Source organism: Mycobacterium sp. TH-M103 (assembly GCF_057473785.1).
Genome location: NZ_JBYCLG010000153.1, coordinates 1 through 16,960 on the forward strand (window position 1 = coordinate 1; position 16,960 = coordinate 16,960).

A 16,960-nucleotide genomic window follows, 5' to 3' on the forward strand; every position below is an offset into this window, starting at 1 on the left:
TGGCCCGCAAGGCGCGCCAGCAGGGCCGCAGCGAGTTCACCGCCGCCGAACGCGCCGTCGTCGAATTCGCCAGGTACCGCTGCTTTCTGCTCGGCCTGCCCGAGGAACTGCTGCCCGCCGAACCCGCCGACATCGTCCACGTCATGCACGCGCGATCGGCGTTGCTGCGCCACGGGTTCGACGCCATCTGCCAAGAGCTCGTCCGCGGCACGATGGCTGCCTATCTGCGCCCCGACACCACCCTGTTCGACCGGTGCGCCGACGCGGTCGAGAAGAGCTTCAGCAAGCTCACGTTCGTTCGCACCTTCTGCAACGGCGACCGCGAGATCGCCGAGGCGATGGGCGTTTCCCTCGAGGCCACCGATCTCCTGCGCATCGCCCTCACCGCGCCGTTCATCCTCGGGCGCTTCACAGCGGTGAGCCACGCCAGCCGCATTCCGGTGCTTCGGGACATCACCGACGCGTACGTCATCGGGCTGCTCAAGCTGCGGCTCGCGACCTACGGAAAGCCCGAATTCACCACCGACGCGGCACATTACACCCCGGTGCCGCACTGACCCCTGGCGCGAGCGTGCGCAGTTGTACGCGCGCGCCCGGAGTGTCGCGTACAGACACGCACGCTCGGCGACGGGAGCTGCGGAAGGGTCAGGCGAACCGCTTGGTGAGCGGGGGCGGTAAGACCCGCATCAGTTGCACCAGCGGCGCCCACGGCCACCGCGGCACCACGGCCCGGCCAGGCTCGCGCTCGATGGCCTCGACCAGCGCCTTGACGCCGGTTTCGTTGTCCACCATCAACATTGTGCTGTTCGACTTGGCCGTCATCTCCGATTCGATGTATCCGGGCTCGATCACCGTCACCTTGATGGGGCCTTTTGCGTACTCGGCGCGCAGCGACTCGCCCAGTGAGCTCAGACCGGCTTTGCTTGCGCAGTAGGCGGCTTTGACGCCCGGCACTCCCTTGTTGCCGAGCACCGAGGAGATCAGCACCAGATGGCCCGAGCCGCTCTTGGCGAACATCTCCAGCGCGGTCTCGATCTGCACCAGGGCGGCGACCAGGTTGGTCTCGATGGTCGCCTTGTTGGCCCACATCTTGCCCGAGCCCAGCTTGGCGCCCTTGCCGATGCCGGCGTTGACGATGACGCGATCGATGCCACCGATCTCGTCGCCGAGTTCGCCGAACACCTTGGGCACCTGCTCGTGGTCGTTGACATCCAGCGCCGCTACCGCGATCTTGATCCCTGGATACCGTTGTGACAGTTCGCCTTTGAGCTCGTCGAGTCGTTCGGTGCGACGGGCGCACAACGCCAGGTCACGGCCCTTGGCCGCGAAGGAACGCGCCATCCCGGCGCCTAGGCCGGAGCTGGCGCCGGTGATCAGGATCTTCTGACGAGTCACCCGGGCAGCATAGCGACTACTTGAGCAGCCGCGACATGCGGCGGTCGGCCAGCACCTTGCCGCCGGTCTGGCAGGTCGCACAGTACTGAAACGACTTGTCCGCGAACGAGACCTCACGCACGGTGTCCCCGCACACCGGACACGGCAGGCCGGTGCGGGCATGCACCCGCAGCCCGGAGCGCTTCTCCCCCTTCAGCATCGCTGCGCCCTGGCCGACGGAGCGACTCACCGCGTCCGTCAATACCGACACCATCGCGTCGTGCAGGGTGCCCAGTTGGTCGGCCGACAACTTGCCCGCCGTCGCGAACGGCGAAATCTTGGCGACGTGCAGGATCTCGTCGCTGTAGGCGTTGCCGATGCCGGCGATCACCTTCTGGTCGGTGATGACGGTCTTGATCCGGCCCATGTTGCCGGCCAACACCCCGGCCAGCTCCTCGGGACCGAGTTCCAGCGCATCCGGGCCCAGGGTGGCGATGCCGGGAACCGCTTTCGGGTCCTCGACCAGCCACACGGCCAACCGCTTCTGGGTGCCGGCCTCGGTGAGGTCGAAGCCCGGCGCCTCGCCGGGCGTGCCCAGATGGACCCGCAGCGCGATCGGCCCCTTGCCCGGGCGCAGCGGCGCGGCGGCCAGCTTGTCAGACCAGCGCAACCAGCCCGCGCGCGACAGGTGAGCGATCAACCACAGCTCCCCGGCGTGCAGCCCCAGGTATTTGCCCCACCGATCGGCGCCGACGACGGCCTGGCCGTGCAGCGCACCGATCGGCGGGTCGAACGTCTTGAGCACCGAGAACGCGGAGACGTCGATGCGGCCTATCGTCAGGCCGACGGCGTTGCGGCGCAGATGGTCGGCCAGCGCTTCGACCTCGGGCAGTTCGGGCACTTCTTCAGTCTGCCGCTCTGAGCAAATATGTGTCCATGATCCAGCCGTGCCGTGCGCGGGCCCGGGCCCGCAACGCCGCGATCCGCGCACCCACCCCGCCGACGGTCCCCGCCACCAGCAGCTCGTCGTCCGTCCCGAGGTAGGCACCCCACCAGATCCGGGTGTTTGCCGGACACGTCTGGAACGCGCAGTCACCGTCGAGCATCACCACCGCCGAGCCCGACATGCCGCGCTCGCGCAGCCGCCTGCCGGTGGTGATGAGGACCGGTTCGCCGACCTCGTTGAGGGGGATGCGGTGCCGGGCCGTCAGCGCCTGCACGGCGGTGATGCCCGGGATGACATCGAAGCTGAACTCGACGTCGGCCGCTACCGCCTCGAGGATGCGCAGCGTGCTGTCGTACAGCGACGGGTCCCCCCACGCCAGGAAGGCGCCGACGCCGTCGGGACCCAGCTCCTCGGAGATGGCCTGCGACCAGATGCGCGTGCGGGCCGCATGCCAGTCCGACACCGCTTCCCGATACTCGCCGTCGGCGGCGCGCTTCGGGTCGGCCAGCTCGACGAAGCGGTAGCCGGGCTCGCGGATGAACCGGGCGCAGATCTCCCGGCGCAGGGCCACCAGGTCGCTTTTCTGTTCGCCTTTGTCCATCGCGAAGAACACCTGCGTGTCGTTGAGCGCTTCGATCGCCTGGACCGTCACGTAGCCGGGGTCGCCGGCCCCGATGCCGATGACGTGGATGTGCCGACTCACGGGGTCAGTCAACCGAATCGAAACCGCGAAGGGCTAGTCGGGGACTCCAAGTACCCGATACCATGGGTACCGTCTGAAGGTCCGATGAAGGGACAGCAGCGATGACCACTGCGGTGAAGCCAGGTGGGCCGAGTCGGGAAGAGTTCTCGGATCGGTTGCTCAAAGGCTCGGTCAAGAAGTCCTACGAACCCGTCGTGGACATCGACTGGGACGCACCGCTGGACCCGGACAAGTTCTATCTGCCCCCGCGATTCGTGTCCCTGTACGGCACGCCGATGTGGGACGAGATGACCCGCGAGCAACAGATCGAGCTGTCCCGCCAGGAGTTGGTCAACACGTTGTCGGCGGGCATCTGGTTCGAGAACATGCTCAACCAGTCGTTGCTGCGCACCATCCTGCACGAGGACCCCACCAGCTCCTCGACGCATTACAAGCTGACCGAGATGGGCGACGAGACGCGGCACATGGTGATGTTCGGCAAGGCCATCGAACGCATCGGCGCCAAGCCGGTCCGCCCGCGACGGTTGCAGCGGATGATCATCAACACCATGCCGCTGGCCTTCCAGTACGGCTCGATGCTGTGGGTGGCCGCCCTGATCGGCGAGGAGATCTTCGACTCGCTGCAGCGGCAGATGATGGACGATCCGGAATTGCAGCCGATCATCCAGCGGCTCATGCGCATTCACGTCACCGAGGAGGCCCGCCACATCCAGTTCGCCCGCGACGGCGCCCGCAAGCGGGTGCGGGAGATGCCGCGGTTCAACAGATGGTTCATGGCCAACATCAACGGGCTGGGCGGGTACTTCTTCCGCTACCTGTTCACCAACCCGATCCCCTACGCCCGCACGGGTCTGGACGCCAAGCGGGCACAGGCGACCGCGCGCAGCAGCCGGCACCGGCACGAGGTGCAGGTGTCCGGCTTCGCCCCGCTGGCGGCGTTCCTGACGGAAGTGGGCCTGTTCGGTCCGCTGGCGCGCCGCGGATGGCGGCGCACCAGGTTTCTGTGACGCACGAACCCGACCGCCGCGTCGTCGTCGTCGGCGCGGGTGCCGCCGCCGCGGAGTTGACGGCCGCCGGAGTCACCGACCTCCTCGAACTCGACGCCAGCCGCGTGGTCGGGTCGGTGTTCGACGAGGCGAGCGCCACGTGGTCGCTGCACGCGGCCTCCGGCGACGTGGTGCGGGCCCGCGTCGTCGTCGCCGCCCGCGAAGCCCTGCTGAGCCCATGGGTGCCGGAGCTGGCGGGGCGAGACCAGTTCCGCGGAGCGTCGTTTGCCGCGGCGAGCTGGGACGCCGGCTTCGATCCGGCTGGCAAGCGCATCGCGCTCGTCGGCGCCGACTCCGTCGCCGGCCATCGCATCGGACGGCTGGCACGGGCGGCGTCGGTCACCGTCTTCGCGCACGCGCCGCGCCGGACGGTCCCCGAGCTGCCACTTCCGTCGACCCGCGCCAGACGCTGGCTACACCGCCGGCTCCGGCCGGGCGCGACACCCCGCGAATCCGGGCCCGTCCTGGTGGGGTCGGCGATCGACACCCTCACCGCCACCGGTGTCCGCACCCGCGACGGCGTCGACCACCCCGCCGACGCCGTCGTCTACGCCACCGGGTTCACACCCGCCGATCCGGGCGCCGGTGCGACCGTCGTCGGTGTCGGCGGCGTGACGCTGCGGCACGACTGGGCTGCCGGCACGGAACCCTACTTCGGCGTCGCCATGCACGGTTTCCCCAACTATTTCGTCCTCGGCGGCGGGTCAAGCGCAGAAGAAACAGGCGCGCAGGCACGCTACGTCGCCGAATGCGTGCGTCTCCTGACCGACAGCGGAGCGACCCGCATCGAGGTGCGGCGCAGCAGCCAGCAGGTGTTCAACGAGCGCGTCTACGTGCGGGCCGTCCAGCCCCAGCCGGTGTCCCGGGCGTTCGACCTGTCGAACGGCTCCCCACGCGAGGACCGGGAGATCTACGACGGTGCGGCGACCCTGATGCTCGCGGGCGCACCGCACCCCGTACGCGTCCGGCTCGCCGGCCGGCTGGATCCCATCGATGGTCGATACCACTGGCAGGGAACGGTTTTCGGTTCTCCGTCCGAGCCACTGCCGGACGACGCGCTCAGCCGGGCACAGACGGCGACCCTGACCGTGGGCGAGCGCAGCGCGCCGGCGCGGATCACCGAGCAGACTCCGTGGGGCACCCACTCGATCGCCGGGGTCGGCGCGCCGCCGTACCCGCTCGGCGGTAACTGAACCCGGCGCGGCGATCCGGTTTAGCAACGGAACGCCGTGGGGTAGCCTCACCTTTCATCGGGAGGTGCCCACGCACCGCCGTGGGCTCGGGGTTCAGTGCCGACGCGAGCGACCTGGGCGAGACGGCATGTTCGAAAGCGCTAGCGGCCGAGGTCCCGGGCGGGCGGGGCCGGGAGAGTTCTGCCCTGCGCACCCCCTTATGCATGGCGGCTTCGGCGCGCGCGAGTCCGCGCAGCCGACCTGGTTGCTCGAGCAGTTCGCCAACCGGGAATGCGGGGAGAGCCATGGCAGAGAACGGCACCACCAGAATGCCCACGTTTCAATCACAATCGGGACACGCGCGCCCGTAGATCGCCGGGTCGCGCCTGCCCGTCAGCGACGATGAAGCTCTGACGTGCGAAGGGGGGCGGCTGCGGTGAGTGCGCTGATCGTCGACGGGCGAATGAACCAGTCGGTGGCGGTGCTCACCGTCGATGGAGTGCTGGACACCGCCAACTCCGCGGCGCTGCGCGACGCCGTCGTGCGGACCATCCTCGACAAGCCGTCCGCCCTCATTCTCGACGTGACCGCGCTTCGAGTGCCCGCGGAGTCGGCGTGGGCGGCCTTCATCGGCGCGCGCTGGCAGCTTCACCCGGGGGTCGATGTCCCGATCGTGCTGGTGTGCGCTCGGCGCGCCAATCGGGATGCGATCGACCGCAGCGGCGTGGCCCGCCTGATGCCGGTGTATTCGAGCGAGAAGGGCGCGATCAGGGCGCTCGGGCGCCGGACCCGTCGCAGCGTACGGCGTGCCGACGCCGAGCTACCGGCCAACCTGACCAGTCTTCGGGAGTCACGACGGCTGGTCCGCGAGTGGCTGACCGAGTGGTCGCAGCCCGCGCTCATCCCGGTCGCGCTGGTGGTGGTCAACGTGTTCGTGGAGAACGTGCTCGAGCACACCGGCAGCGTCCCGATGATGCGCGTCGAGAGCGACGGCGCCACTGCCACCGTCGCGGTGTCCGACGGCAGCAACACCCCCGCGGTGCGGCTGCCGCCCCCCGAGGAGGGCATCGACGTCTCCGGCCTGGCGATCGTCGACGCGTTGTCCCGCGCATGGGGCAGCGCCCCCACCGCAACCGGCAAAACCGTCTGGGCGGTCATCGGGCCCGAGAACCAGCTGTAAGCCGCGACTGGTTGTGCTGCGCCCCGAGGCGGGGTCAAACTAGAACACGTTCTAATGTCGTGTGACGACCCGTTGCAGGAAGGCAGATGACGTGCGGTTCACCTACGCGGAGGCGATGACCGACTTCCGGTACTACATCCCCCTGGCCAAGGCCGCCGAGGCGGCCGGCTACAACGCGATGACGATAGCCGACAGCATCGCCTATCCGTTTGAGTCCGATTCGAAGTATCCGTATACGCCCGACGGGAACCGCGAATTCCTCGACGGCAAGGAGTTCATCGAAACGTTCGTGCTGACATCGGCGTTGGGTGCGGTGACGTCGACGCTGCGGTTCAACTTCTTCGTCCTCAAACTGCCGATCCGCCCGCCCGCCCTGGTCGCCAAACAGATCGGTTCGCTGGCCGCGATGACCGACAACCGCGTGGGATTCGGGGTGGGCACCAGCCCGTGGCCCGAGGACTACGAGCTGATGGGCGTCCCGTTCGCCAAGCGGGGCAAGCGGATGGATGAGTGCATCGAGATCGTCCAAGGCCTCACCAGCGGCGAGTACTTCGAGTTCCACGGCGAGTTCTACGACATTCCCAAGACCAAGATGACCCCGGCACCCACGAAGCCGATCCCGGTCCTCATCGGCGGTCACGCCGACGCTGCGCTGCGGCGCGCCGCGCGGCTGGACGGCTGGATGCACGGCGGCGGGGCCCCCGAGGAACTCGACGGCCTCATCGCCAAGCTGCAGCGGTACCGGGACGAAGCCGGCAAGACCGGCCCGTTCGAAATCCACGTCATCTCGGCCGACGCCTACACCGCGGACGGCATCAAGCGGCTCGAGGACAAGGGCGTCACCGACGTCATCGTGGGCTTCCGCATCCCCTACATCAAGGGCAACGACACCGAGCCGCTGGACACCAAGATCCGCAACCTGGAGATGTTCGCCGAGAACGTGATCGCCAAGGTCTAGCGACGGTCGCAAGCGCGGCGAAGGCCGGGCGCAGCGGGCCGCCGCCATCTAGACCGTGGCGCTCGCAAGCGCGGCGATCAGAGCGGATCCCACTTCGGGGCCCGCTTCTCCCGGTGCGCGATCGCGGCCTCGACCGGGTTGTTGGTGAATCCGCTCAGGATCTGCGTGCGGTTCTCCAGCTCGATGGCATGCCGCAGGCTGGGCGCGTCCAGCGCGGCGTTGAGGCCGATCTTGGTCTGCCAGACGCCGTAGGCGTTGTTCGCGGCGATCGAGCGCGCCACCTCGACCGCGGCCGGCATCAGGTCGTCCGGGGCCACCACCTCGTGGACCAGCTTGATCCGGTACGCCTCGGCGGCGTCGATGATGCGGCCGGTCAGCATGAGTTCCCGGGCCACCCCGGCGCCGACGATCTTGGGCAGCAGGTAGCTGGTGCCCATGTCCATCGAGGAGAAGCCGGCCTTGATGAACGCCGACCCGAACCGGGCGTGCTCGGAGGCGACCCGCACGTCGCAGACCAGCGCGAACGCCAACCCGCCGCCGACAGCGACGCCGTTGACCGCGGCGATCACCGGGATGGGCAGTTCGTAGAGGCGGGTGAACAGGTCGGCCAGCCGGACCTGTGCGTCGTAGTTGACCTTGAACGGCGGCGTGGTCGGCCGGGGCTTGGTCCACGGCTCGCCGGTGCCGCTCAGGTCTGCTCCGGCGCAGAACCCCCGTCCTGCACCGGTCAGGATCGCCGCCCGGAATTCGCCGCCGTCGAGCGCGGTCAGGGCGTCGTCCACGCCGTCGATCAGCGCGCCGTCGATCGCGTTGAGGCGTTCGGGACGGTTGAGGGTGAGGCAGGCGATGTTGTCTTCGAGGGTGTTGAGTTCCACAGCGGGCATAACCGAACCGTAGGCGATTTCGGTCTTCATCCGACCACGAATGTGACGGAATGACGATGGCACGAACCGAGGGCGACACGTTGGCGCGACCGCCACGATGGTAACCGCGGCCCGGGGGCCGCTGATCCGCGCGGGCCTGGGCCGCGAAAGTGCGACTACCGGCGCCTCTTCTCGGGAAGCGCTTAGCTGGTTGCACTTTCGCGGCTCACGCCGACCGCTTGGCCAGCCACTCGGCCTGCATCACCAGCAGCGCCATCACCTCCAGTTGCGGGGTCTCGGGGTCGAGTTCGCGGTAACGCTGATAGACGTTGACGACGACGCGCTCGGCGTCCAGCCAACTCGCGTACTCGCCGAGATCGATGGTGTCGGCGGCCTCGGCCCACGACAGTCCCCTGCGGTAGGCGGCCTCGGCCTGTTCGGCGACGTGCGTGAGATAGCCGCGCACGGCGCGGATGCCGTCCGGGTCGGTGACCGGGCCGTGGCCGGGAACGACGATCGGGGCGTCCAAGGCGATCATGGCGTCGCAGGCGGCCACCCAGTTGGCGATCGGGCCGGCCCACACGATCGGGGTGCAGCCGATGAACAGCAGGTCGCCACCGAATAGCACGCCGGCGTCGGGCACATGGACCACGGAGTCCGCGGCGGTGTGGGCAGGGCCGAGGTTGAGCAGTTCCACCCGCCTGCCACCGACGTCGATGCTCAGCTCGCGGTCGAAGGTCAGATCGGCATTGCGCACCCTGATGCCGCCGAAGTCGAAGAACCCGAACCGGTCCCGCACGAACTTCGTCGCGATCGGCCCGAGGTCGGCGTTCTGCACCATCGCCAGCATCTCCGGCGCCAGTCCGTGGGCAATCTCCTCGGCGGTGTCCTTGGCGGCGATGATCCGCACCGAAGGGTCCAGCAGCTGGTTGCCGTGGGTGTGATCACCGTTGGAGTGGGTGATCAGCGCGTCGGTGATCGGCGCTCGATCGGTGAAAGGCCTCATGGCGGTGAGCATTTCGCGGGTCAACGCCAGGTCGAAGAGCGTGTCCACCAGCAGGGAGGCGCCCTCGCCGGCAACCAGCCCGGCGTTGCTCCAGCCGAATCCCCCGTCGGGCAGGGTCCATGCCCAGACCCGTTCGGCGACCTCGTGCAGCCCGCGGGTGTAGGTCACTCGCGCGGGGGCCGGGTTGACCCGGCGTGGAGCTGGCGCGGCGTCCGGGTTGGGCCGGGCGGCCAGGGGGTGCGGCGGCCTGCTGGCGCGCACGGTCTGCCGGGTCTCCCCCAGCCCCTGTACCCGCAGGGTGACGACGTCGCCATCGTGCAGCCAACCCGGAAACAATTCTAGCGCTACCGGATTGAGGTGCTCGACAAGCGTGCAGGTGGGCACGGTGCCGGAGCCGATGACGTCGCCGGGGGCGAGCATCACGCCGCGCGACACGTAGGAGATGACCTCTGCGAAGGTCCAGTCCATCTGGGCGGTGGACCCCGAACCGATCACGGTGTCGTTGACCAGGGCTGTCACTTCCAGGTCGAGCCGGCCGGGACGGGTGAGGTCGCGGAACGGCTCGAGCTCGTCGGGCGTCACCAGATACGGGCCCAGCGTCACCCCGCTGTCCTTGCCCTTGCCCTGCCCGATCGCCAGCTGGCTCTCCAGCTGCTGCAGATCGCGCGCGGACCAGTCGTTGAAGATCGTATAACCGATGATGGCCCGTTCGGCCTCCTCGACCGTCAAATCCCTACCGCCGGTGCCGATGACCGCGCCGATCTCCAGCTCGAAGTCCTGCCACGCGCTGCCGGGCGCCATCGGGGCGTCGTCGTAGGGCCCGAGAACCGTTGCCGGGCAGGCGAAATAGAACGCTGGGATACGGTACCAGGCATCGGCGAGCATCCGGTCGGCGCCCATCGCGGCCTTGCAGTTGCGCATGTGGTCGAGGAAGCACAGCGTGTCGCGGATCGACGGCGGGCGCGGGATCGGCGCCATGAGCCGCACCTCGGCCACCGGGGTGACCACCGCGGGGGAACGCAGCGCCTCCTCGCCTGCATACCGCAAGCCATCGACGCCACGCCCGACCAGCTCGAGCAGCGTCACCCCCGCCGGCATCGCGTGGATGTTGTCATCCGACACGACCCCGGTGCGTATACCGTCGTCGTCTTGATAGGTCACCCATTTCATTCCCGCACCACCTCACTCGGTTCCTTGTCCGGCCGCAGGCCGCGCCAACTCGTCTGGCGCAGCCGGTCATCGGGGGTCCACTCGCTGTAGCGCACCTCGCCCACCAGCACCGGCTCGACGAACGTCACCCCCCTGGCCTCGCTGCGGGGCAACGGCGGACTGAACGGCGACGTGGTGGTGTGCAGCGGCGCCAGCGTCTCCTTCAGGCTCACCAGATCCCGCTCGGTGAAACCGGTTCCGACCTTGCCGGCGAAACGCAGGCCGTCGGCGCCGGGGATGCCCATCAGCAGCGAACCGATGCCGCTGCTACGCCTGCCCTCCCCGGCCTTCCAGCCGCCGATGACGACTTCCTGTGTTTTCCAGTGCTTGTCCTTGACCCACGACGCCGACCGCCGGCCCGGCTGGTAGGTGGAGTCGCGCCGCTTGGCCACCACGCCCTCCCAACCGTGCGCGGCGGAATACTCCAGCGCCCGCTTGCCGTTGCCGGGCAGCAGTTTCGGAACGACGAGATTGGTGCCGCCGCCCAGCGTCTCCAGCAGTTTGCGCCGGTCCTCATAGCGGGCACGCAGCAGCGACCGGCCGTCCAGGTAGAGCAGATCGAAGGCCCAGAACTCGACTTGGGCGCCGCGGCCGCGGTTCTGCATCGCGTGGAAGCTGGGCACACCGGAGGTGTCCAGAACGACGGCCTCGCCATCGAGGACCACGTGATGGTCGACCAGATCCGCTGCCAAGGAGGCGAATTGAGGATATTCGGCGGTGACGTTGCGGCCGCGGCGGGACCGCAGCCGCAACGTGCCGTGGTCGGCCTCGAGCAGCAGGCGGTAGCCGTCCCATTTGCCTTCGAAGGCCCACTGGCCGGCCGTGTACGCCGCCACCGAGCCGTGCGTGGCGAGCATGGGGGCGATCTCGTCGAAGTCGAAGGACTTCTGATCCTTCATCCGGTGCACCAGCCACTGGGCGCCGTTGGTCTGGATCAGCGCATAGCGCCCCGAGATCCGGTTGCCATGCAGGTTGACGATCACCTCGCCCTTTTCGGCGGGGTCATCGCGGAACTTCTCGGCCTCGTAGGTCCCCGAGTCCCAGATGATCACCTTGCCGGCCCCGTACTCCCCCTTGGGAATGACGCCCTCGAATCCGCCGTACTCGAGCGGATGGTCCTCGGTGCGCACCGCCAGGTGGTTCACCGACGTCGTCTCGGGCAGGTTTTTCGGCACCGCCCACGACACCAGCACCCCGTCGCGCTCCAGCCGAAAGTCGTAGTGCAGCCGGCGGGCGTGGTGCTCCTGGATGACGAACGTGTTGCCCCGCCCGGGGGCGGGTCCGGCGGCCGGAACGGGTTCGGGAGTCTTGGCGGCGTCGCGCATGCTGCGGTATTTGGCCAGCCGATCCGATACGGCCGCATCGGCGTCGAGCGGAGCCAGCAGGTCGCCGTCACGCTCGACGCGGGCCAGCACCTCGTCGTAGCGCAGCTGGGTCAGCGCGGGGTCGTCGAGTTCCTCCCAGGTGCGCGGCGCGGCGACCGTCGGATGCTGCCGCCCGCGCAGCGAATAGGGCGCGATAGTGGTTTTCGCCCCGTTGTTCTGGCTCCAGTCCAAGAACACCTTTCCCGCGCGCAAGCTTTTGGTCATGATCGCCGTAACGAGCTTGGGCATCGCTTTTTCCAGTTGCTGCGCAACGCGTTTGGCCAGCACCGAGGCGCCCCGGCTGCTGACCGGCTCGGCCAGCGGCGCGTAAAGGTGCAGCCCCTTGCTGCCGCTGGTGAGCGGGAAGGTGGTCAGTCCGATATCGGCGATCAGGTCGCGGACGGCACGGGCCACCTCGGCCAGCTGCGCCATCGTCACGCCCTCGCCCGGGTCGAGGTCGAACACCAGCCGGGTGGCCGGCCCCGGTTTGAGCTCCTCGGCCCTGCTGCGGGTCCACTCGGCGACGAACCGCCACTGCGGCACGTGCACCTCCAGCGCCGCCTGCTGCGCGATCCAGGCCAACCCGTCCGGGCTGTCGATGATCGGGTAGGTCGTCGTCCCGGACCGGTGCGTGACGCTGCCGCGGGGCAGCCAGCCCGGCGCCGAGGAGGCCAGCTGCTTCTCGAAGAACGAGTCCTCGTCGACGCCGTTGGGCCAGCGCTTGCGGGTGGCGGGGCGAGCGGCGATGTGCGGGATCATCACCTCGGCGATGCGGGTGTAGTAGTCGAACACGTCACCCTTGGTGGTTCCGGTGGCCGGGTAGAGCACCTTGTCGGCGTTGGTCAGCTTCACCCGCGCCCGCGCCGTGGACCCCATGGTGTCAACGTACTTGCCGGGCGGTGGAACCCGGTACCGTCGATGTGGTGGTTCGCCTGAACAGCGCCACCCTGCCGCGCCTGCCGATCGCGACGCCGGGCTACGACCGGGACGGCGTCGGGACGGGCATCGCGCACTTCGGTGTCGGCAACTTTCACCGCGCGCATCAGGCGATGTACGTCGACCGGCTGCTGCGGCGCGGGCTGGCCCGCGAGTGGGGCATCCGCGGGCTGGGGGTGCTGCCCGCCGACCGCCGCATGCGCGACGTGCTGGCCGCCCAGGACGGCCTGTACACGCTGATCTCCGAGCACCCCGACGACAGTCGCGACGCACGCGTCATCGGCTCGATCGTCGACTACCGCTACGTGCCCGACGATCCCGCGGCCACGGTCGAACTGCTCGCCGCACCGGCGACGCGCGTCATCACGCTGACCATCACCGAAGGGGGCTACCGGGTCCGGGACCGCGCGTCGGTGTTCGGCCTGATCGTCGAGGCCCTGGTGCGCCGCCGCGACCGCGGCGTCGGCGCGCCGACGATCGTGTCGTGCGACAACATCGAGCACAACGGCGAGGTGGCCCGGCGGGCAGTCGTCGAGCACGCGCAGCTGTTGCATCCGGGCGTGGTCGGCTGGGTGGACGAGCACGCCCGGTTCCCGTGCTCGATGGTGGACCGCATCACCCCAGCCACCACCCCCGACCTCGTGGCCGCTGTGGAACGCGACTTCGGTGTCGCCGACCGGTGGCCGGTGGCGGCCGAGTCCTTCGCCGCGTGGGTGCTCGAGGACGACTTCGCCGCCGGCAGGCCGCCACTGGAGGACGCGGGTGTGCTGCTGGTCGACGACGTCGCCCCCTACGAGGCGATGAAGCTGCGGCTCCTCAACGCCGGGCACCAGTGCCTGTGCTACTTCGCGTGGCTGTGCGGGTACCGCATGGTGCACGACGCGGCGCGCGACCCATTGCTGGCCGAATTCCTCTGCGCCTACTTCGATTCCGAGGCGATCCCCACGTTGGCGCCGGTCCCCGGCATCGACTTGGCCGCCTACAGCCGGGAACTCGTCGAGCGGTTCGCCAACCCCGGCGTCGCCGACACGGTTGCCCGGTTGTGCGCCTACTCCTCGGACCGCATCCCGGCCTGGCTGCTTCCGGTGATCCGCGCCAACCTGCGCACCGGCGGGCCCGTCCGGCTCGCGTCGGCGGCGGTGGCGAGCTGGGCGCGCTACAGCGAGGCAGTAGACGAACACGGCGAACCGATCGAGGTCGTCGACAACCTGGCCGATTCGCTGGTGCCCGCCGCCCGCTCGGAGCGGGAACGTCCCGGCGCCTTCCTGGAGAACCCGGCGGTGTTCGGCGACCTGCCGCGGGCGCCCCGCTTTGCGGAGGCCTACCGCCGGGCGCTGGACTCGTTGCACACCAACGGCGCGCGGGCGACCCTGGAGGGGTTGGTGAAGGAGGCACGGGCATGAGCCGCGGACTGGTGATCGGCGAGGCGCTGATCGACGTCGTCAAGCACAGGGGCACCACCGACCATGTCGGCGGCAGCCCCCTCAACGTCGCGGTCGGGCTCGCCCGGCTGGGTCACGATGTCGATTTCCTCACCCACATCGGCGACGACGATTCGGGACAGCGCATCGCAGCGCACCTGAAATCCTCAGGGGTACAACTAGTTCCGGGTAGCTTCTCCGCCGCCCGGACGCCGAGCTCGGTGGCCACGATCGGCGCCGACGGGTCCGCCACCTACACCTTCGACCTGGACTGGCGGCTGTCCGGCACCCCCGAGGTGGCGCCGCCGCTGCTGGTGCACACCGGGTCCATCGCCGCCGTGCGGGAGCCGGGCTGCCTTGCGGTAGCGGCGCTGCTGGATGCCTACCGGGTGTCGGCGACGGTCAGCTTCGACCCCAATGTGCGGCCGTCTTTGATCGAGGACCGGGCGCTGGCCCGCGAACGCATCGAGCGCGCCGTCGAGCGCAGCGACGTCGTCAAGGTCAGCAACGAGGACCTGCGCTGGATCGAACCCGACCGCGAGCCGGAGCAGACCGCCCGCAGCTGGTTGGCCGTGGGGCCCGCGATCGTCGCCGTGACGATGGGCGAGCGGGGCGCGCTGGCGTTGTGCGCGGCCGGCGAGGCCCGGGTGGCGGCCCGGCCGGTCGAGGTGGTGGACACCGTCGGCGCCGGCGACGCCTTCACGGTCGGCCTGCTCGACGCGCTGTGGGGGCTGGGTCTGCTCGGTGCCGGCCGGCGGGCCGACCTCCGCTCGATCGGGCTCGACGCGCTGACCACCGCGCTGCACGCGGCCGCCCTGTCCTCGGCGCTCACCATCGGCCGGCCCGGGGCGGACCTGCCCGACCGCGCCGCACTTGACGCCGCGGCAAATCGCAGGTAGCCCGGCCCGGCGCGCTGTTAGCGGCCCAACTGTGTGGGCATACTGACTTACATGCGCTCCATCTGGAAGGGCTCGATCGCGTTCGGTCTGGTCAACGTGCCGGTCAAGGTATACAGCGCCACCGAAGACCACGACATCAAGTTCCATCAGGTGCACGCCAAGGACAACGGCCGCGTCCGCTACAAGCGCGTGTGTGAGGTGTGCGGCGAGGTGGTCGAATACGGCGACCTCGCCCGCGCCTACGAGTCCGCCGACGGGCAGATGGTGGTGATCACCGACGACGACATCGCCACCCTGCCCGAGGAACGCAGCCGCGAGATCGAGGTGCTCGAGTTCGTGCCGGCCAGCGAGGTCGACCCGATGATGTTCGATCGCAGCTACTTCCTGGAGCCGGACTCGAAGTCGTCGAAATCCTATGTGCTGCTTGCCAAGACGCTCGCCCAGACCGAACGGATGGCGATCGTCCACTTCACGCTGCGCAACAAGACGCGGCTGGCCGCGTTGCGCGTCAAGGATTTCGGCAAGCGCGACGTGATGGTGATCCACACCCTGTTGTGGCCCGACGAGATCCGCGATCCCGACTTCCCGGTGCTCGACAAGGAGGTCGAGATCAAGCCCGCCGAGCTCAAGATGGCCGGGCAGGTCGTGGAGTCGATGGCCGAGGAGTTCAACCCGGACCGCTTCCACGACAGCTACCAGGAGCAGCTACGGGAGCTCATCGACGCCAAGCTCGAAGGCGGGGAGGCGTTCACCACCGAGGAGCAACCCCAGGAGCTCGACGAGACCGAAGACGTCTCCGATCTGCTCGCCAAGCTGGAGGCCAGCCTGAAGGCACGTTCCGGCGGCGGCGACGACAGGGCGCCGGTGAAGAAGGCGCCGGCGAAAAAACCCCCCGCGAAAAAGGCGCCCGCCAAGAAGTCCCGCGCGCGGGCCGCGTCGAAGTCCTGACGCGCCCGACTCAGCCGCGCCGGTTCGCGACGAAACGGGTTGCCGCGGCAATAAGGTTGATGACGCCCACGAGGATGATCAGGCTCAGCGCCGCACCCCAGATGCGCAGGAAACCGGCCTGCTCGGGGTTGGTGAGCTCGGTGTAGATGAGCAGCGGCAGCGAGGCCATGTTGCCGTGCAGGACGTCGAGGTTGATCGAGCGACTGTACCCGACCAGCACCAGCACCGGCGCGGTCTCGCCGATGACACGTGCGACCGACAACAGCACACCCGAGACGATGCCGGGCATCGCGATCGGGAAGACGATCCGCACGATGGTCTTCCACTTGGTGACACCCAGCGCGTAGCTGGCCTCGCGCAGGTCGTCGGGCACCAGCCTGAGCATCTCCTCGGCGGAGCGCACCACGACAGGCAGCATCAGCAGCACCAGCGCCAACGACACGGCGAAGGCGCTCTGCTGGAAGCCCAGGGTCACGATCCAGAGGCTGAAGACGAACAGCGCCGCCACGATCGACGGGACCCCGGCCAGCACGTCGACCATGAACGTCGTCACCCGTACCAGCCGGCTGGAGCTGTATTCGACCAGGTACACCGCAACCATCAGGCCCAGCGGCACCGACAGGACGACGGCCACCCCGGCTTGCACCAGCGTCCCGTACAGCGCGTGGTAGATCCCGCCGGCGAACTGTTCGGGCAGCACGCCGCGCAGCGAGTGCGTCCACCAGCCCGACCGGGTGACCGCATACCAGCCCCGCGAGACCACCACCGAGAGGACCCACAGCAGCGGCACCAGCGCCGTGACGAACGAGACGAGGAAGAACGCGGTGGCGACGTTGTTGGTGATCCGCCGCCGCAGGCTCAGCCGGTGGAACACCTCCGCCTTGACCGGGCGGTCGAACGCGTCGACGGTCATCGGCGCCGCTCCTCCTCATCGC

At 69.0% G+C, this 16,960-nt stretch carries 14 protein-coding genes and 2 pseudogenes; 8 read left to right on the forward strand and 8 right to left on the reverse strand.

Features of this window, described 5'->3' with window-relative positions:
* Positions 1-557: pseudogene (locus AC2VOR_RS08490) on the forward strand (oxygenase MpaB family protein); the annotation flags it as partial.
* A gap of 88 nt (positions 558-645) precedes the next feature.
* On the opposite strand, the gene AC2VOR_RS08495 reads toward AC2VOR_RS08490, so the two are convergent.
* The 4 genes and pseudogenes from AC2VOR_RS08495 to cobF form a co-directional block, all read right to left on the reverse strand.
* On the reverse strand, positions 646-1,395 hold the full coding sequence (locus tag AC2VOR_RS08495) for an SDR family oxidoreductase (protein WP_369737174.1): 750 nt from the start codon (positions 1,393-1,395) through the stop codon (positions 646-648).
* A gap of 16 nt (positions 1,396-1,411) precedes the next feature.
* Positions 1,412-1,900, reverse strand: a complete 489-nt coding sequence (locus tag AC2VOR_RS08500; protein ID WP_369741456.1) for a zinc finger domain-containing protein — start codon at positions 1,898-1,900, stop codon at positions 1,412-1,414.
* A 132-nt stretch (positions 1,901-2,032) separates the two neighbouring features.
* Positions 2,033-2,365, reverse strand: a pseudogene (locus AC2VOR_RS08505) (DNA-formamidopyrimidine glycosylase family protein); the annotation flags it as partial.
* The gene (gene cobF, locus AC2VOR_RS08510) at positions 2,280-3,023 is read right to left on the reverse strand and encodes a precorrin-6A synthase (deacetylating) (protein WP_369737173.1); all 744 of its coding nucleotides are present in this window, start codon (positions 3,021-3,023) and stop codon (positions 2,280-2,282) included. The gene cobF and the pseudogene AC2VOR_RS08505, both read right to left, overlap by 86 nt.
* 101 nt (positions 3,024-3,124) lie before the next feature.
* Here cobF and AC2VOR_RS08515 point away from each other — a divergent pair, with 101 nt between their 5' ends.
* From AC2VOR_RS08515 to AC2VOR_RS08530, 4 genes are all read left to right on the forward strand, one after another.
* Complete coding sequence (locus AC2VOR_RS08515; protein ID WP_486963600.1) at positions 3,125-4,030, forward strand: AurF N-oxygenase family protein; 906 nt, start codon at positions 3,125-3,127, stop codon at positions 4,028-4,030.
* Positions 4,006-5,262 (forward strand): DUF4873 domain-containing protein, encoded by a 1,257-nt coding sequence (locus AC2VOR_RS08520; protein ID WP_486963601.1) that lies wholly within the window; start codon positions 4,006-4,008, stop codon positions 5,260-5,262. Before AC2VOR_RS08515 ends, AC2VOR_RS08520 begins: the two co-directional genes overlap by 25 nt.
* A gap of 442 nt (positions 5,263-5,704) precedes the next feature.
* Positions 5,705-6,421 carry an STAS domain-containing protein gene (locus AC2VOR_RS08525; RefSeq protein WP_369741455.1) on the forward strand — a complete coding sequence of 239 codons (717 nt, stop codon included), beginning with the start codon at positions 5,705-5,707 and terminating at the stop codon, positions 6,419-6,421.
* Positions 6,422-6,512: 91 nt separating this feature from the next.
* On the forward strand, positions 6,513-7,379 hold the full coding sequence (locus tag AC2VOR_RS08530) for an LLM class flavin-dependent oxidoreductase (RefSeq protein ID WP_369737170.1): 867 nt from the start codon (positions 6,513-6,515) through the stop codon (positions 7,377-7,379).
* A 77-nt stretch (positions 7,380-7,456) separates the two neighbouring features.
* On the opposite strand, the gene AC2VOR_RS08535 is transcribed toward AC2VOR_RS08530, so the two are convergent.
* From AC2VOR_RS08535 to AC2VOR_RS08545, 3 genes are all read right to left on the reverse strand, one after another.
* Positions 7,457-8,254, reverse strand: a complete 798-nt coding sequence (locus AC2VOR_RS08535) for an enoyl-CoA hydratase/isomerase family protein (protein ID WP_369741454.1) — start codon at positions 8,252-8,254, stop codon at positions 7,457-7,459.
* A 214-nt stretch (positions 8,255-8,468) separates the two neighbouring features.
* The gene (locus AC2VOR_RS08540) at positions 8,469-10,418 is read right to left on the reverse strand and encodes a fumarylacetoacetate hydrolase family protein (protein ID WP_369737169.1); all 1,950 of its coding nucleotides are present in this window, start codon (positions 10,416-10,418) and stop codon (positions 8,469-8,471) included.
* The gene (locus AC2VOR_RS08545; protein ID WP_486963602.1) at positions 10,415-12,697 is read right to left on the reverse strand and encodes an ATP-dependent DNA ligase; all 2,283 of its coding nucleotides are present in this window, start codon (positions 12,695-12,697) and stop codon (positions 10,415-10,417) included. Before AC2VOR_RS08545 ends, AC2VOR_RS08540 begins: the two co-directional genes overlap by 4 nt.
* A 47-nt stretch (positions 12,698-12,744) precedes the next feature.
* Here AC2VOR_RS08545 and AC2VOR_RS08550 point away from each other — a divergent pair, with 47 nt between their 5' ends.
* From AC2VOR_RS08550 to ku, 3 genes are read left to right on the forward strand one after another with little or no spacing between them, the layout of a single operon-like run.
* A complete protein-coding gene (locus tag AC2VOR_RS08550; protein WP_369737167.1) occupies positions 12,745-14,160 on the forward strand; it encodes a mannitol dehydrogenase family protein in 1,416 nt (471 codons plus the stop codon).
* On the forward strand, positions 14,157-15,077 hold the full coding sequence (locus AC2VOR_RS08555) for a carbohydrate kinase family protein (RefSeq protein ID WP_369737166.1): 921 nt from the start codon (positions 14,157-14,159) through the stop codon (positions 15,075-15,077). The genes AC2VOR_RS08550 and AC2VOR_RS08555 overlap by 4 nt, the downstream gene beginning before the upstream one ends.
* Before the next feature lie 51 nt (positions 15,078-15,128).
* Positions 15,129-16,025: a non-homologous end joining protein Ku gene (gene ku / locus AC2VOR_RS08560; RefSeq protein WP_369737165.1), complete on the forward strand. Its 897-nt coding sequence runs from the start codon at positions 15,129-15,131 to the stop codon at positions 16,023-16,025.
* A gap of 10 nt (positions 16,026-16,035) precedes the next feature.
* On the opposite strand, the gene pstA is transcribed toward ku, so the two are convergent.
* Entirely contained in the window at positions 16,036-16,938 is a 903-nt protein-coding gene (gene pstA, locus AC2VOR_RS08565) for a phosphate ABC transporter permease PstA (RefSeq protein ID WP_369737164.1), read from the reverse strand.
* Positions 16,939-16,960: the final 22 nt, after the last annotated feature.

Excerpts from the sequence above, each read along its gene's own strand:
- AC2VOR_RS08515 (WP_486963600.1), top strand. The coding sequence starts at position 3,125 with ATGACCACTGCGGTGAAGCCAGGTGGGCCGAGTCGGGAAGAGTTCTCG.
- AC2VOR_RS08520 (WP_486963601.1), top strand. The coding sequence starts at position 4,006 with ATGGCGGCGCACCAGGTTTCTGTGACGCACGAACCCGACCGCCGCGTC.
- AC2VOR_RS08525 (WP_369741455.1), top strand. The coding sequence starts at position 5,705 with ATGAACCAGTCGGTGGCGGTGCTCACCGTCGATGGAGTGCTGGACACC.
- AC2VOR_RS08540 (WP_369737169.1), bottom strand. The coding sequence starts at position 10,418 with ATGAAATGGGTGACCTATCAAGACGACGACGGTATACGCACCGGGGTC.
- AC2VOR_RS08545 (WP_486963602.1), bottom strand. The coding sequence starts at position 12,697 with ATGGGGTCCACGGCGCGGGCGCGGGTGAAGCTGACCAACGCCGACAAG.
- AC2VOR_RS08555 (WP_369737166.1), top strand. The coding sequence starts at position 14,157 with ATGAGCCGCGGACTGGTGATCGGCGAGGCGCTGATCGACGTCGTCAAG.
- ku (WP_369737165.1), top strand. The coding sequence starts at position 15,129 with ATGCGCTCCATCTGGAAGGGCTCGATCGCGTTCGGTCTGGTCAACGTG.
- pstA (WP_369737164.1), bottom strand. The coding sequence starts at position 16,938 with ATGACCGTCGACGCGTTCGACCGCCCGGTCAAGGCGGAGGTGTTCCAC.